17 protein-coding genes are annotated in these 15116 nt (G+C 30.3%); 9 read left to right on the forward strand and 8 right to left on the reverse strand.

Annotation, left to right across the window (positions count from 1 at the left end; translation table 11 throughout):
- Positions 1-56: 56 nt before the first annotated feature.
- Positions 57-626 (forward strand): DUF4494 domain-containing protein, encoded by a 570-nt coding sequence (locus L2Z92_RS12955; RefSeq protein WP_236454034.1) that lies wholly within the window; start codon positions 57-59, stop codon positions 624-626.
- A 59-nt stretch (positions 627-685) separates the two neighbouring features.
- Here the strand turns inward: L2Z92_RS12955 and L2Z92_RS12960 are convergent, their stop codons facing one another.
- The 7 genes from L2Z92_RS12960 to bshC form a co-directional block, all read right to left on the reverse strand.
- Positions 686-1705, reverse strand: coding sequence for an alpha/beta fold hydrolase (locus L2Z92_RS12960; RefSeq protein ID WP_236454037.1), 1020 nt, complete (start codon positions 1703-1705; stop codon positions 686-688).
- Positions 1706-1708: 3 nt separating this feature from the next.
- A complete protein-coding gene (locus tag L2Z92_RS12965) occupies positions 1709-2329 on the reverse strand; it encodes a DNA topoisomerase subunit B (RefSeq protein ID WP_236454040.1) in 621 nt (206 codons plus the stop codon).
- Between the two features lie 201 nt (positions 2330-2530).
- Positions 2531-2989, reverse strand: a complete 459-nt coding sequence (locus L2Z92_RS12970; RefSeq protein ID WP_236454043.1) for a hypothetical protein — start codon at positions 2987-2989, stop codon at positions 2531-2533.
- 6 nt (positions 2990-2995) lie between these two features.
- Positions 2996-3847 carry a sulfurtransferase gene (locus tag L2Z92_RS12975; RefSeq protein ID WP_236454046.1) on the reverse strand — a complete coding sequence of 284 codons (852 nt, stop codon included), beginning with the start codon at positions 3845-3847 and terminating at the stop codon, positions 2996-2998.
- Positions 3848-3873: 26 nt separating this feature from the next.
- On the reverse strand, positions 3874-4212 hold the full coding sequence (locus tag L2Z92_RS12980; protein ID WP_236454049.1) for a hypothetical protein: 339 nt from the start codon (positions 4210-4212) through the stop codon (positions 3874-3876).
- A gap of 193 nt (positions 4213-4405) precedes the next feature.
- On the reverse strand, positions 4406-4993 hold the full coding sequence (locus L2Z92_RS12985) for a hypothetical protein (protein WP_236454050.1): 588 nt from the start codon (positions 4991-4993) through the stop codon (positions 4406-4408).
- 59 nt (positions 4994-5052) lie between these two features.
- The gene (bshC, locus tag L2Z92_RS12990; protein ID WP_236454053.1) at positions 5053-6642 is read right to left on the reverse strand and encodes a bacillithiol biosynthesis cysteine-adding enzyme BshC; all 1590 of its coding nucleotides are present in this window, start codon (positions 6640-6642) and stop codon (positions 5053-5055) included.
- Between the two features lie 598 nt (positions 6643-7240).
- On the opposite strand from bshC, the gene L2Z92_RS12995 reads away from it, so the two are divergent.
- The 8 genes from L2Z92_RS12995 to L2Z92_RS13030 all read left to right on the forward strand — a co-directional run bounded on the left by L2Z92_RS12995 (position 7241) and on the right by L2Z92_RS13030 (position 13156).
- Positions 7241-8002, forward strand: coding sequence for a hypothetical protein (locus tag L2Z92_RS12995; protein WP_236454055.1), 762 nt, complete (start codon positions 7241-7243; stop codon positions 8000-8002).
- Positions 7992-9389: an RtcB family protein gene (locus tag L2Z92_RS13000; protein ID WP_236454058.1), complete on the forward strand. Its 1398-nt coding sequence runs from the start codon at positions 7992-7994 to the stop codon at positions 9387-9389. Before L2Z92_RS12995 ends, L2Z92_RS13000 begins: the two co-directional genes overlap by 11 nt.
- A 294-nt stretch (positions 9390-9683) precedes the next feature.
- On the forward strand, positions 9684-10289 hold the full coding sequence (locus tag L2Z92_RS13005; RefSeq protein ID WP_236454061.1) for a hypothetical protein: 606 nt from the start codon (positions 9684-9686) through the stop codon (positions 10287-10289).
- Positions 10277-10960, forward strand: coding sequence for a peptide chain release factor H (gene prfH, locus L2Z92_RS13010; RefSeq protein ID WP_236454064.1), 684 nt, complete (start codon positions 10277-10279; stop codon positions 10958-10960). The genes L2Z92_RS13005 and prfH overlap by 13 nt, the downstream gene beginning before the upstream one ends.
- A gap of 148 nt (positions 10961-11108) precedes the next feature.
- The gene (locus L2Z92_RS13015) at positions 11109-11651 is read left to right on the forward strand and encodes a hypothetical protein (protein WP_236454067.1); all 543 of its coding nucleotides are present in this window, start codon (positions 11109-11111) and stop codon (positions 11649-11651) included.
- 41 nt (positions 11652-11692) lie between these two features.
- Positions 11693-12598: a phytanoyl-CoA dioxygenase family protein gene (locus L2Z92_RS13020; RefSeq protein ID WP_236454070.1), complete on the forward strand. Its 906-nt coding sequence runs from the start codon at positions 11693-11695 to the stop codon at positions 12596-12598.
- Positions 12599-12708: 110 nt separating this feature from the next.
- Positions 12709-12933, forward strand: a complete 225-nt coding sequence (locus L2Z92_RS13025) for a hypothetical protein (protein WP_236454073.1) — start codon at positions 12709-12711, stop codon at positions 12931-12933.
- Between the two features lie 61 nt (positions 12934-12994).
- Entirely contained in the window at positions 12995-13156 is a 162-nt protein-coding gene (locus L2Z92_RS13030; RefSeq protein WP_236454076.1) for a hypothetical protein, read from the forward strand.
- A gap of 70 nt (positions 13157-13226) precedes the next feature.
- Here L2Z92_RS13030 and L2Z92_RS13035 read toward each other — a convergent pair whose 3' ends face one another.
- The gene (locus L2Z92_RS13035; RefSeq protein WP_236454079.1) at positions 13227-14945 is read right to left on the reverse strand and encodes a tetratricopeptide repeat protein; all 1719 of its coding nucleotides are present in this window, start codon (positions 14943-14945) and stop codon (positions 13227-13229) included.
- Positions 14946-15116 lie beyond the last annotated feature (171 nt).

The following is a 15116-nucleotide window of genomic DNA, read 5'->3' on the forward strand; positions in this document are numbered from 1 at the left end:
TACATTTATTTTTCTTTAAAATCTATCTTTGACGTCCTTTAAAAAAATAAAAAGATATGAGTGCAACTTGGTATGAATGTAAAGTAAAATATAGAAAAGTAGATGATAATGGAGTACAAAAAGTTACAACAGAACCTTATTTAGTAGATGCCTTATCCTATACAGAAGCAGAAAAAAGAATTAACGAAGAAATGTCTGCCTATGTTAGTGAAGAATTTAAAATTACCAATATAAAAGTGGCTAACTATGCAGAAATTCATCCTTTTGAAAATTCTGATCGTTGGTTTAAATCGAAAGTTTCATTAATTGCCTACGATGAAGAAAGTGGTAAAGAACGTAAAACAAGCATGTATTTATTAGTACAAGCCAATGATGTAAAAGAAGCTTTTGACAATACAACACATGCCATGAAAAACACCATGGGAGATTATACTATTCCAGCTATTTCGGAATCACCAATTATGGATGTTTTTCCTTATTTTAGTGGAGAAGAAGGAGATATTGCTGCTTTAGAAAAATTCAATGCAATTAAGGCTTCAAAACCAGCAATTGTGGTTATGGATGATCCTTTGGAGCTAGAAGAAACAGAAGCAGAGTTTACCATTCAAGAAGATGTAGAGCTATAAAAGCATAATGTTTTATATAAAATTGCCTGATTCAAATCAGGCTTTTTTAATGCATATAATTAAAACTTTAATAACCAGTTTGTAATTTTATTTAGTACACTTTCATCCATATCATATAAAGAATCTCCAACTTTAGCGTTTTTATCAGTTAACCAATGATTGAGACCTTCAAAAATATGAACCTCAATATTTTGATTATTTAATTTTCTAAGTAAATCGATTTCTTTCTGGTGGTTTATAATTTTATCTTTTGTTCCTGTTAAATAAAGTACTGGAATTGCTATTCTCTCTAAGACATTTTCTAAATCTGTAGTTAGCAATTCAACCAATGCAACATCCTGAATAATTATAATACAATTTTTATTAAATCCTTTTTCTTTAATATATTTTTTAAATTCATTTTTATCTAAAATGGAGTCTTTTGAAATGATTTTAAAAAAACCTTCTAAAAACAATAAAGTTTCTTCTTTAGATTTACCATTTCTCATGATTTTAGGAATTTTTTGCTCATAATCCATTTGTATTTGGTTCATAACAAAATCGCCATTTTTTAATACTGGAGTTTCAATTAAAATGATGAAATCTGGAATAGATTCATTTTGAATAATCTCTAAAGTTGCAATTCCCCCTAGGCTATGACCTATTATACCAATTTTGATGTTTTTATTAGTTTCCTTTAAATACTTAAAAACAAAGTTTAAATCTTCTGACATATCTTTAGCAGATTCAGAATATTCACCTCCTGATTCTCCAATACCTCTTTCATCAAATCGATAAACTGCTATTCCTTTTTTTAATAAGGTTGTTGCCAATTTGAAATGCGAATGTCTTGTGTCTTTACCGCTTCCTGGAACTATAATTACTATTTTATCAAAATCATTTTTTGGTTGTATTAATGTTCCAGAAAGGACTATTTTTTTAGTAGTGTTATTGATATTAATCACTGTAGAAATATAATTTCCAACGGAATCAATTTCTTTTTCATATTTAAAAATGTTTTGAGAAAAACTTGTCATTGAAAAGAAAAGAAAGAAAATTATGTTTTTTAAAATAGTCATTAATAAAGTTATGTTTTGCATTTTTTATTTAGTAATATCTTCAATTAAAAAATCGAGCTTGTCCATTTTGGTTTTAATTTCTTCTGCTTTTGAGTGAATTCCATCAGAAGTGAAGTGCAAACCTTTAAACAAAGAAGGATCTGGTTTAATATGAATTTTTGTCCAAGTGGTTTCACTTTCAAAAAGTTCTATTTTTTTTGTTTTTAGTACTCCTTTTTTAAACTGAAAAATCCCTTTTTTATTTTCAGAAACCGTAGTAAGTTCGCAGTATTCAGATGCGAAATTGATTGTGGCTAAACCTAAATTGCAAAATTCTTCTCCAACTGCCAAATGTTTTTTTAAATTGGAACAAGCCATAATTTTAGTCATGATTATTTCGGCATATGTAGTGTCTTCGTTTTTACTGTTTTTAAGAGATATTCCTGTATTATATTCCACAATAAAAGAATCATTACTAAAACTCAGTTTTATTTCTGTACAATTACCATCTAAATATTCATCAAAAGCATGACAAAGTACTTCAAATACAATCGAGTTGAGCGATTGTTCAGTATAACATTTTTCAAAATACATTTCAGGTCTCATTCTTACATGAGATCCTCCATCTAAAGATTTTATGTCATCCGCAGTATATTTTTCTTTCATGGTTTTTAGATTATAATGTCAACTAAATATTTTCTTCCCTAAACTCAAATATAAAGAAAATATTTAGTAGTCATTAGAGCGCGATTAGCTTTCTATAGTTTAATCTGTAGCACTTTTTCAAAAAATAGATTTTGCTACAAAAGTTGTAGCAATTTTTATTTATTATAAGAACTGCTACAGCTTTTTTATTTTTTTGTTAATTTACCAGCATCTAATTTCTTCTCCTTTATCATATTTTATTGTACTTACACTATATCCTTTTTCAATTATTTGATCATAATTTCTTTCTTGTTCTTCGATAGAATTGCTATTGTTTAAAAAGTAAATAGCCTCTAATTTTTTAGTAGTAGTGTCAGAAAATATAAAATAGGTTTTTCTTTCAGATGTTATCCTACTTAAAAATAATGCTACTGATTTTGAAGCTTCTAAAATTGTAATGGCAGTTTCCCAAGAAGCAATTTCATTTTTTTGGAATTTACTATTATCCTTAGCAATGTCTAATCTTAATTTATATAGACTAGTAAGTTCAACTTTGTCTTTTTTAATACCAGCATTAAATAAAATAGTTTCATTTTGAATGGAATGTAAACATTCCATTGCAATAGTTGATTTAACTTGCAATAATTTATTTAGATCAGTTAGTTGTATTTCTTTATTCATAAAATCTTATTCATCCGTTACAACATCTTTACTATTTCTCGACCATTCACTCCACGAACCCACATACAAGTTTGGAATTTCCAAACCAGCACTGGCAATTGCTAAAAGTGTATGACAAGCTGTAACTCCAGAACCGCAATGCACAATACGATTTTCGACAGGAATATCTTGAAAAACCGTTTCGTATTTTTCTTTTAATAGGGAAGGAGTCAAAAACAAACCATTTTCATCCAAATTACTCGAAAAAGGAACATTCACAGCATTCGGAATATGACCTGCAATTAAATCCAAAGGTTCTACATGACCTTTGTAACGAGCCGTTTCTCTAACATCAATAATAATAGCATCAGGATTTATAGTTGCTTTTTCTACTTCGTCTGTTATAACTTGAGGTAATAGCCAATTCGTTACAGGATAAAGTCCCACTTTTTCCGCGTTTTCAATTCCTTTCGCCAATGGAAAACCAATTGCTTCAGCAGTAGTTTTTCCACCATTTAAAACCTGTACTTTTTCATGACCAACTGCTTTCATCATCCACCAAAAACGAGCCGCTGCATTCGCTCCATTTTTATCATCATAAACCACAACATGACTTTCAGGAGTAATCCCTAAACTGGAAAGTACTTTTGAAAATTGTTCTAAAGTGGGCAAAGGATGACGACCTCCAACAGCAAGGTCTTCTTTGATGTCTGTCAATTGCGTATTCAAATCGACAAACAGAGCACCTTGAAAATGACTTTCTAAATAGTTGTCATATGCATTTTTACCATTACTTGCATCTATTAAGATGATAGATGCCGTTTGGTGTAAAGTTAGGAGTTCGGTTGCGGTTATGAGTGGTGAGAGTTGTTGTTTCATGTTGTGAAATTACGAAGATAAAAGAATCAATTTATTTTCTGTTCCAAATATAAAGTTGCACTAGTATTTATTGCAAAAAATCCAGCTTGTGTTGAAATCTTAGAGAAATTATCTTTTGCTACAAATGTATTATAGAAATTGTTATGTTGCTCAATAATAATATCTATCTCTTTTCTCAGAAGCAATGAATATTTATGGATTGTCATTTCCGCACTAGTCATTGACATAAATTTATCAGGATAATAAAACACACCAATTGCAATTCGATTATTGCTATTTTTTAATTGATAATCCTCAACAGATGTAAGATATTTAATTGTAAACTTTGTTTCTTCAATTGTAATATTTTTAAATTCAAAAATCATATATGTAAATTTTATTTTCAAATATATAGTAAAATTTTATTAAAAAATAATTTTAAATAGAGAAAATTTATGATTCATTTATGACTTCATAAAAAAAAAAATAATTTTCAAAAACAAAAAATCACAAATCCACCACATTAAACTCCTGTTCCAAAGTTTTCAATTTCTAAAAAAGTATACAGTTTAATTTATTCTAGTAAAATTTAGTTAACAAAATAATGCCGTATATCCAAAAATTGTATAAAAGGGTGTAGGTAAATCCGTAAAAAATACTTCTTTCAAAATTCCCGCTACATTCAGCAGATTTTTTGAAAATCAATCTCAATGCTCTGAAAAATAGCCAATACAACATAGCCAAAAACAACAAAATGGAAAACCAAATGATTGTTCCCAAAGCAAAAAACAGATAGCTAAGAACAAAAGTTACAATAATCCATAAAACGATACTCAAAAGGATTCCAACAATTCCATCAGCAACATCTAAACCACTAAAATCAGAAAGAGTTATATCTTTTAAAAAAGCTGTTTTTTTAGTAGTCATTTTATCAGTAATCTTCCCAATAGTATCTTTTAATTTAGTTCCATTGTACAAACTAATAGTAATAAAAAGGAAAAAAGCAATAGATAGAATCGAGGTTGATATCAATGAATTTTCAATCACTGTTTTATGTTTACCAATGCCATAAAACCAAACACTTAAAATGGTTATGACAATAACTAGCAGCGATATAATAAATACATTTTTTGAGTTAATGATTCTTCTAGTTTTCGCTATTTTCATCTTTTATAATTTCTTAAGAAAACTTGTTTATAAAGTAGTACAATTCAGTTAAAATAAAATCACAAAACCACCACAGTAAATTCCTGTCCCAAAGGTTGTAATTCTTCCAAAAGCTTCTCAATTAATTTTGGTCCAAATGCAGCATAAAACACAGCAAAATTAATTTTACGTTCTTGTAAGCTTTTCCCAGGGAACAACTCATTTTGCAAAGCTGTCATTCGGTCTAGTTTTTCAGCTAACACTCTTTTCTCAGCTTTTAGTAAACGTTTTTCTAAATTTTCTAAGCCTTTTAATTGCTTTTTCTCTTGCGCTTCTACAGCTCCTATAAATGATTTGTCGGTTTGTTTTGCCATTGCTCTTAAACCAATAAACTGTTGTTGTAAATGTTCTTTTTGCTTAGAAAAATCGATATCAAATTGAGATAATGCTTTGGTTTTATTCGTTAATAAGTCATTTTGAGTACTAAATAAATCAGCCCAATTCAAATCTAATTTATCAGCTTTTTGAGCTTGTTTTTCTGTAGCTAACAAAACCGAATTACGTAATAAAAGCATTGGAAAAGTAATTTTATTCGCTTCAAAATTAGATTGCAATTCCAACCAATATGCCAATTCTCCACCACCACCAATATAGCATAAATTAGGTAAAATCACTTCCTGATACAAAGGACGTAAAATCACATTCGGACTAAATTTTTCAGGATGATTTTCTAATTCATTAAGCATTTCGGATTCGCTAAACAGTAGTTTGGTATTCAATACACTGTATTGGTTGTTTTCGAAGATGATTCTTTCTCTCAAATCATCTTCAATATAAAACAAATTAATCTCCCTTGGGTTTACCTGAATTTTATAATCGGCTAAATGTACATTGGTTTTTAAAACTTCTTCACTCGAAGTTTGATGTAGTAATTCTTCCTTTATATAAGGAATGAAAAGTTGTTTCAAACTTTTGTCATCCCCATCAATAATAACCAAACCTTCTTCCATAAACAATTCGTTCGCTAAAAAACGAGTAGCATCTGTTAACGAATCATGTTCTAAATAGGCTTTTTTAAATAGTTCTTTTAAGTTTTTTGCATTATCACTAATTCCAATGGCTTTCGAAAATTCTTCAAAAACAATTTCCAAACCTTCTGTAGACAATCGCCCAACAGGTCCAAAACTGTCTTTTTTCCATTGGATTTTTTTTCCATTGAGATTGAAATAATTAATTTCTTCAAAGTCATGATCTTCAGTCGCCATCCAATACATAGGAACAAAATTGTACTCAGGATATTCCTTTTTTAATTGTTTACACAAATTAATAGTAGAAATAATTTTATATAAAAAATACAAGGGCCCGGTAAACAAGTTTAATTGATGCCCTGTTGTAATTGTAAAAGTCTTTTCGTCTTTTAATTTTCCAATATTGAAAGATGTTTTGTCGGAAATTTTAAATTTTTCGTATTGTTTCTCTAAAGCAGCAACTAATACGTTTCTGTTTTCTAACGGAAAAGTAGTCTGTTTTTCTAAAATTTGAGAAGGAAAGTTTTCCAGTTTTGGAAAATGATTGTATAGCTGTTTTAGTTCTTCTTTTTCATTTAAATAATCGATCATTAATTTAGAAAAATATCCTGAATTTTGATAGCTGATACAGTCGGTTGGCATAGGTTAAAATTTTTCGTAAAAATAGTTAAATTTGAAGAACTAAGTAAACGCTTTAACATACACTTAACCTCTATTATTTAAAAAAATATAATCACTTTAATTTACTTTTTGTTTCATTTTTGAGATCCAAAAATGCATTTCTAATTCTTATATAAGTTTTTTTAATACAAATTATGCCTAATTAATACATTTTTGATTGTGAATAAATAATATATAATGTACTGAATTTAAGCTAATTGTTTTTTGTTTTTGATTTATTTTAAAACTTTTTTTAAAATAAATTTGGAATTGTCAAAAATAATTACAAAAATTTGCAATGTAATAATAACCCAATAAAAACGAAGAAAAAATGACATTATACAATTCATACTTCCAAAGCAACCCATCAGTAGATTCTGGTGCAGCTTTTCTTCGTGGCTTATTTCACTCATAGACAATTCATTTTAGAATATATGACAAAGCCCGAAGCTATTTAGATTCGGGCTTTTTTAATTCTAGACACTTCAGAAACTCCCGATACAACGAACTTTTACTTCTTCCTTTTTGGTTGAAGATGATTATAGCTGTTTTGCTATGTTACTAAAATGAACTTTTTCAAATGGAAAATTTCACTCAGAACGAGTATGCTTTTGCGAGTCGTTTTAAAAGTGCAAGACGTAAGGAAAAGTTAGTAAAAAAAGATTTTGAGAAACAATTGCATGCCATTTATGTTCGTGAACGTAAGTTGTTTGCAGACAAAAGAAATTTACCATTACTTCCATTAGAAAATCCATACCAACAAGGTTGGGTGCGCTATTTTGTGTTGCGAGAAGATGTATTACGATCACCAGAGGCTGAATTTTTTCAGCATTTGCTAACGAAGATCAATACCTACAAATATTCCAACATAAAATCATTTTCAAAAAAAGTGAGAAAGAAAGGTAAAAAGACAATTGTCGAAGAGCATCAAGAGCTGTATCAGGTTTGTCCACGGCAATGGAACTGTGAAAAATTTGGTCTTACAGAAAAAGAGAAGACCTATTTTACATACGTTGAAGAATGGAGCGAAACATTTGATAGAATGTTACGCTATTATAAATTCAATGAAGCTTGGCGATACGTTCTACGAATAAGACCTAACATCATCACGCATAAAAAAGCAATTGATGAAGTCTTAGAAAGCGAATTGCAATGGATTGACAATCGGATTACTAACTATGATTTACGCAATAGAATAAATAGATTAAAAATAGGGTTCAGTCAATATAGGTATTATGAAAACGATGAAAAATCGAAATACATTGACCCCAATAAAAATAAAAGTTTACAAGAGATCTATCAGGATTATGTAGACGAAAAAATAGTAAAGAATGGGAAATAAATTATCAGGAAAAGAACTAGTAAAACTAGGCTTTCCAAAAAATAATACCATAAACATCGCCTTAGGGCAAATTAATAGATACAGAAAAAGAGAAAAAAAGGAAAACATACTATTGGAAGCTCAAGAAGTATTGTTGCATCCTGAAAGTTTCAAAACACACGCTACTTGGAGCAAAGTAGCCGAAGGATTATTAGATCCAGTTCAAGTACAAAAAAAGCTCAATCAGTTGCGAACGTCTAAAGTACCATTTTCCATATTTGGAGAAAATGAAATCGACGAGCAAGCCAAGTTTCAATTGTATGATGCTTTAAAATTGCCTGTTGCGGTTAGAGGTGCTTTAATGCCAGACGCACATTCAGGCTACGGATTACCAATAGGTGGTGTTTTAGCAACAGAAAACGCTGTGATTCCTTACGGAGTAGGTGTAGACATAGGTTGCAGAATGAGTTTGTCCATTTTCGATGTACCAGCTTCATTTTTGAAAGGAAAAGACCATCAATTGCTTGCTATTTTGAAAGACAATACCAAATTCGGGATGACCGAAACGCACGATATAAAGGCAGACCATGATGTGTTTTATCGCGATGAATTTAACGATATTCCTTTGTTAAAAAAACTAAAAACGAAAGCCTACAAACAATTAGGCTCGTCAGGAGGAGGGAATCACTTTGTAGAATTTGGTATCGTGAAGTTAAGTAATCCGTTACCCGAATGGGAATTAGAACACAAAGAATATTTAGCGGTTTTATCGCACAGTGGTTCAAGAGGTTTAGGAGCAAATATTGCCCAACATTATACCGATTTAGCAACCAAAAAATGTCCGTTACCAAAAAATGTGCAACATTTAGCTTGGCTCGATTTAAACACGGAAGAAGGACAAGAATATTGGTTGGCTATGAACTTGGCAGGAGATTACGCAAAGGCTTGTCACGATGATATTCACCGTAGAATTGCCAAAGCATTAGGGAAAAAAGTAGTGGTTACTATCGAAAATCATCACAATTTTGCTTGGAAAGAAAAAGTCGATGGAAAAGAATGTATTGTGCATAGAAAAGGAGCAACACCAGCACAAAAAGGTGTTTTGGGAATCATTCCTGGCTCTATGACAGCACCTGGATATATTGTAAAGGGCAAAGGAAACGAGGAAAGCCTCAATTCCGCTTCTCATGGAGCAGGACGTTTGTTTTCGAGATCCAAATGCAAATCTAGTTTTACACAAAGTCAGATTAAAAAAATCTTGGCAGACAATGATGTAAAATTAATAGGAGGAGGTATCGATGAAGCACCTATGGCCTACAAAGACATTAATAAAGTAATGGCTTTACAAACCGAATTAGTAGATATTTTGGGTACGTTCACTCCTAAAATAGTACGAATGGATCGATAATAAAAAAGTGAAATTGTTTTTCAAGAAGCGAATGGCTTGGGCATTATCAGCCGTCCATTTTCCCGCTTTACGAAGTAGTCCAGATAAAAATCGGGAGCTACTTTCTACAATCGGGGCTAGCTAGGAAACAATTAGAATTTTTGTTTGTAAAAACATGTCGCTCCTCTGGAGCTAGTGTTATAAGAAACATTCATTTTGCTATAAAGATAAAGCCCCGCTGGGCCTTGAAATTGAGAAAACAAAACGGAATAAATAAATTGTATGCTCTAGAGGAGCAGAATAATTATAGAAATTATGGAAAGGTTTCAAGATGAAAATAAATGCTTAGGAAATTTTGAAGATGTCATAGATGTAAAATGTCCTAAGTGTAACGCAAAAGCAGGAGTTAAAAGAACATACGAATCAAAATATTTGTATAGAGATACACGAATTTTAGAATGCAAACACTGCTATTTTGCTCAAAAAGGTCAAATGAAGAAGTTTAAAGCAATAGTGGATACTTTTTGCTGTAACAATGAGGATAAAATCAAGTATGAATCTCAGATTTTGAATGAAAAACCAGAGAAAATAAATTTAAAATGTCCAATTTGTAAGGAACATAAAGATTTTAAACCAAAAATTGAGGAGATTACTTATGGCTTTAATACTGATGTGAACAAACAAAGAGAATTCTATTTTAACTGTGAATTATGGTATCAAAAACAATTTGATAACGCTATTTTTTGGGCTTATAATAGTGATCACATCGATTATTTAGAGCGTTATATCAGAGCAGATTTACGAGAAAGGAGTAATGAAGGAAGTTTTAATAAAACATTGGTTTCAAGATTGCCTCAATTTGTGAAATCAGCAAAGAATAGAGAGAAGCTCTTAAAACGAATTGAAAAATGGAAAAAATAATACAAATAACCTCGGGAAGAGGACCATCAGAATGTACTTGGGTTGTGGCTCAAGTGCTTAAAAAAGTGTTGGAAGAAGCAAACGAGTTGCAATTAAAAGCAACCGTTTTGCAAAGAGAAGCAGGTAGCGAAAACGGAACCGTAGCCACTGCGATTATACAAATAGAAGGCAAAAAAGCAAACGAGTTTGTAACGTCTTGGTTAGGCACCATTCAATGGATTGGAAAGAGTACGTTTCGAAAATTTCACCAACGTAAAAATTGGTTCATTGGGATTTTTGAAATAGAACAATCGAACGAAACTAAATTTCATGAGAAAGATGTGCAATACCAAGCCATGCGAAGTTCAGGAGCTGGTGGACAGCATGTAAATAAGGTGAGTTCGGCAGTGAGAGCTACACATATTCCAACAGGAATTGCAGTTGTTTCGATGGATTCGCGTTCGCAACACCAAAACAAGAAATTAGCAACCGAACGCTTAAAGCTAAAGATAGAAGAAAACAATTTGAATCAGTTTAAAAACCAAGAGCAAAACACTTGGACCAACCAAATGCAAATTGAGCGAGGAAATCCAACAAGAACGTTTCAAGGTTCGGACTTTAAGAAGCAAAAAGTGGACAAAAGTTATAAGAAAGAACGTTTAAAATTAAAAAAGCAGGATTATAATGAATAGCACTTTTTTGCGTGAAGGATTGTAACGGAAAGCCCACAGTGAGGAACGAACGAGGACTTGTAGTGAAAAGCCTGACCTGAAAGGGCACGCCCAAGAGCTAAAGAAAAGAGAAAAGAGTTAATACAGATAGTAACTAATTACTAAAAAAATGAAATCAATAGATAAATACCTGTTTCAGGCAATGGATAGTTATCCCTATTCTTTAGAAGAAACAATAGAATCCTTAGAGTACGCTTTGTCGTATGATAATAAAAACACGATGGCTTTGTGTTTGTATGCACGATTGCAAGCCGAACAATTGTTTAATTATGAAGAAGCTAAAAAATATTTTCAAGAAGCATTAGGTATTAATATTTATGCCATAGCTGTTTATCCTTATTATATTCAAACTTTATTATCTAATGAAGATTTAGAGGAAGCCATAAAATTAATTGACTTTGCATTGACTATTAAAGGAATAAACAAAGTAGAAATTTTAATGAAGAAAATTCAATTTTATGAAATTAAAAGAGAATTTAAGGAAGTGAAAAAGGTTTTAAAAGAAATGAAGTTAAGCATTCTAAATAATGATTACCATTATTTCTTAGAAGAAATTGAGAAAAGAATTAAAGACAAAACAGAAATTTTGAAGCCTAAGAAAGATAAGAAAGCGAAGGAAAAGAAGAAAACTAAGAAGAAAAAGGAGGCTTAATAGCTTCCTTTTTCTATTTTTGATGTACTAATACTGGTGAAATGAAATTGGATTTAATTGAGAATTTTTGGAATAGAATTAATGATTCAAATGCTATAATTGAATCTTCTTGGGACAATGAAGTAGCTTACTTGAATGGATTAGGCATTGGTATGGAGGAAACCTTGCATTATTTTTATAATGAAAAACCAGATAGTATTGTCTTTAAAAAATGGATTGAAGGGAAAGCGAAAAAACAGGAAGAAGAAACGGGTTTAGTAGAAGATGTTTTAACGAAAGAAGATTTGCTTTTTTGGGAAACGAATGGTTATTTGGTTTTAAAAAATGCTATTCCTATAGAAGATTGTTTGGCTACACAAACGGCAATTTGGAATTTTTTAGATAAAAAGCCAAAAGATGTTGCTTCATGGTATACAATTCATGAAGATCAAAGAGGTATGATGGTTAATTTTTTTCACCATAGTACTTTAGAGAAAAACAGAGCGTCTTTAAAAATTAGAAAAGCGTATGAGCAGTTGTATAAAACGAGTGCTATTTGTAAAACGATTGATAAGGTTAGTTTTAATCCTCCTATAACCGATAATTATACTTTTTTTGGGAGTGGATTGCATTGGGATGTGAGTTTGAAACCTCCTATTCCTTTTCGTTTGCAAGGATTATTATATTTATCGAACTGTAATGAAAAGGAAGGTGCTTTTCATTGTGTACCAGGTTTTCACGTGAAGATTGAAGATTGGCTGAAATCGATTGCTGTAAATGAAAACCCAAGAGAGGTGGCATTACAAACTTTAACTCCTAAAGCAATAATTGGAGAAGCGGGTGATTTTGTTATTTGGAATCAAGCGCTACCTCATTGTGCAACGCCTAATTTTGGAAAATCGCCAAGAATGGTTCAGTACTTAACCTATGTTCCTGATAACTATATAGAAAAACTAGAATGGATTTAACAGTTTGAAATTGATTTGCTATTGTTTTTTTGTTAATTTTATGTATTGGTAATCAGATATTTGATTATTAATTCGTAACAGATTTACAAACACACAAAAAAACAGAATTTATGTTAAACAAAATTTTAAAGTTAGAAGGCGCAAAAAATTTAACGAAAATTGAGTTAAAAGCAATTAATGGAGGAATTAAAGAACAAACGGACGATTGTAATTGTTTTTGCTATGTTGGTATTAGGAGAGTAAATCATTCTTGTTTTTCTTATTGCTCTAATGGTTCTATTCCAGGTTTATATCCTAATAGTACAGGCAACTGCACTTTTCCTGATCTATACTAATAGAAAAAATAATTGACATTAAAATATGAATACAAATATTATAAACAATAAAAATTAAATTATGTTAAACAAAATTTTAGATCAATTGGGAGTTCAAGTATTGAATAAAAAAGAGAAAAAAAACATTAATGGTGGATTAGCATGTAGACCAGATGGATCTTGTCCAACTGGAAGTTATTGCGCTACTTCAGGACCTTTTGAAGGTTTGTGTAGACGAGCTTAAAACATTTTTATTTAAAAACAAATAAAAGAGTCCAACATAAAATGTTGGACTCTTTTTAATGGATAAAAATTTAATTGATGTGCTTTTTTAACGATTCGTCTTCGGCTAGATCCATTTTGTTTTTTATTCTCTTTCGAGCCATTTTTACAGCATGTGTAGAAACATTTAATAATTGAGCACATTCCTTAATGGAAAGGTCTAGTTTTAAAAGTAAACAATGTCTAATGTCGTTGGTTGAAAGTTGCGGATATTTTTCTTTAAGCACAGAAGTGATTTCTGGATATTGCGATTCGATTCTGTTAAACATTGTTGTTAGGTTAGAATAGGACTCGATGAATTCATTAACCGATTTGTTTACTTGATTTAATCGCGACTTGTCTTCGCTTTCTATTGCTGTTGAGAGTTCGCTTTTAATTTTACTAATTTTTTCCATTTGAGTAGAAATTGTTACCGCAGTTCCTAATAATTCTTCTTCTCTTTGCTTAATATGATTGGTTAGTACTTCTCGTTCATTTATTTCTAAAGGTTTATTCTTACTCGCATCTTCAACGATTCGTTCAGATTCTATTTTTTTCTTGAAATACCTATAGTATACATAAATAGATATTAATCCAAAAACAATAATAATAACACCTATTATTAAGTATTGTCTAGTGTTTTCTTGTTTCAATAGTTTATTTTTATGTTTTTCTTCAATGAAATTAAAATCGTTATAATGAAACAAAGCGGCTTCTTTTTCCCGGGTTTTATTCACACTATCAATAAGTTTTCGGTATTTAGTATTGGTTTCTGTAGCTTCTTTCCATTGTTCTAATTTTTCATAATTGAGGCTAATATATTTGTAGGCTACTTCTTTGCTTTTAGTGTTATGATTGTTACTGTTGACTACTCTTTCTAGATAGGAATTTGATTTTGTAGGATTATCTAATTCATGATAGATAATCCCTAATAATTTATTAATCCCAATTTTTGATTCATTATCATCATTTTCAGATAGGAGTATTTTCTCGGAATGATGTGCGTTTTCTAAGGCTTTTTTATAATCTCCTTTTTTCAAATAACAGCCTGCAATAGATGTATAGATATAACCATTTTCGTGATTGTTATTTTTTGATTGAATAATTTTCAAGTTTTCATTCCAATATTCGAGAGCTTTGTCATATTGTTCTAAATGATAATAGGATAAAGCAGTAATTGAATTTAATTTATAAATTGGCACTTTATTCTTCTCACTATTTATTAGTAACGAATCTTTCTTAATTTGATTAACCATTTCTAATGCTTTTTTTCCACCTTCAAGTTTAAGGTAACAACTAATCATGTTGATTTTTGCATCGAGAGCAACACTTGGATTTTTATATTTTAGGTTTAGCTTATATACTAGATTATATTGTTGTAATGCTTTACTGAAAAATTCCTGATTCGTTAAAATAATAGCTTTGTGATTGTAGACATAGCTTAAAATGAATTCTAAATCTGGTTTAGTTTGAACAAATTTTTCGCAACTATCTAAATAAATGGTTGAACTATCTATCCTACCAGTATTACTATAATAGGCACCAATATTGAGTAATCCTCTCGCATAACCTTTGCCATAATCGTATTTTTTTGCAAGCTTTGTCGCTTTATGGAGTAATTCAACATTAAAAATTAATTTTTCTCGAGCTACATCAATAATACTGTCTACTTTAAACTCTATTTTTTTTTGCGCATATAAATTATTGGTTTTTAAGGACAAAGAAAATAGAAAAAGGAGATAGAGGTAAGCATTTTTTTTTGATAGTTTCATGTTTGTTTTCTTTCTATAGTTTTTTTAAAGGAACAAAAAAAAATAGAATATTAATATAATGAAATAGCAAAAAAACGAATGTACCCTAAATGTACTCCTAATATACCTTTAATGTACTCTTTTTTGTGTTCTAACTGCCTAAAAAGTACTCCTTCTATTATGTTTCGGCTT

Source organism: Flavobacterium jumunjinense, from assembly GCF_021650975.2.
GTDB lineage: Bacteria > Bacteroidota > Bacteroidia > Flavobacteriales > Flavobacteriaceae > Flavobacterium > Flavobacterium jumunjinense.

What these genes read in the sequence shown, in the direction of transcription:
- L2Z92_RS12955 (WP_236454034.1), top strand. Translation starts at nt 57, where the DNA reads ATGAGTGCAACTTGGTATGAATGTAAAGTAAAATATAGAAAAGTAGAT.
- L2Z92_RS12960 (WP_236454037.1), bottom strand. Translation starts at nt 1,705, where the DNA reads ATGCAAAACATAACTTTATTAATGACTATTTTAAAAAACATAATTTTC.
- L2Z92_RS12965 (WP_236454040.1), bottom strand. Translation starts at nt 2,329, where the DNA reads ATGAAAGAAAAATATACTGCGGATGACATAAAATCTTTAGATGGAGGA.
- L2Z92_RS12970 (WP_236454043.1), bottom strand. Translation starts at nt 2,989, where the DNA reads ATGAATAAAGAAATACAACTAACTGATCTAAATAAATTATTGCAAGTT.
- L2Z92_RS12975 (WP_236454046.1), bottom strand. Translation starts at nt 3,847, where the DNA reads ATGAAACAACAACTCTCACCACTCATAACCGCAACCGAACTCCTAACT.
- L2Z92_RS12980 (WP_236454049.1), bottom strand. Translation starts at nt 4,212, where the DNA reads ATGATTTTTGAATTTAAAAATATTACAATTGAAGAAACAAAGTTTACA.
- L2Z92_RS12985 (WP_236454050.1), bottom strand. Translation starts at nt 4,993, where the DNA reads ATGAAAATAGCGAAAACTAGAAGAATCATTAACTCAAAAAATGTATTT.
- bshC (WP_236454053.1), bottom strand. Translation starts at nt 6,642, where the DNA reads ATGCCAACCGACTGTATCAGCTATCAAAATTCAGGATATTTTTCTAAA.
- L2Z92_RS12995 (WP_236454055.1), top strand. Translation starts at nt 7,241, where the DNA reads ATGGAAAATTTCACTCAGAACGAGTATGCTTTTGCGAGTCGTTTTAAA.
- L2Z92_RS13000 (WP_236454058.1), top strand. Translation starts at nt 7,992, where the DNA reads ATGGGAAATAAATTATCAGGAAAAGAACTAGTAAAACTAGGCTTTCCA.
- L2Z92_RS13005 (WP_236454061.1), top strand. Translation starts at nt 9,684, where the DNA reads ATGGAAAGGTTTCAAGATGAAAATAAATGCTTAGGAAATTTTGAAGAT.
- prfH (WP_236454064.1), top strand. Translation starts at nt 10,277, where the DNA reads ATGGAAAAAATAATACAAATAACCTCGGGAAGAGGACCATCAGAATGT.
- L2Z92_RS13015 (WP_236454067.1), top strand. Translation starts at nt 11,109, where the DNA reads ATGAAATCAATAGATAAATACCTGTTTCAGGCAATGGATAGTTATCCC.
- L2Z92_RS13020 (WP_236454070.1), top strand. Translation starts at nt 11,693, where the DNA reads ATGAAATTGGATTTAATTGAGAATTTTTGGAATAGAATTAATGATTCA.
- L2Z92_RS13025 (WP_236454073.1), top strand. Translation starts at nt 12,709, where the DNA reads ATGTTAAACAAAATTTTAAAGTTAGAAGGCGCAAAAAATTTAACGAAA.
- L2Z92_RS13030 (WP_236454076.1), top strand. Translation starts at nt 12,995, where the DNA reads ATGTTAAACAAAATTTTAGATCAATTGGGAGTTCAAGTATTGAATAAA.
- L2Z92_RS13035 (WP_236454079.1), bottom strand. Translation starts at nt 14,945, where the DNA reads ATGAAACTATCAAAAAAAAATGCTTACCTCTATCTCCTTTTTCTATTT.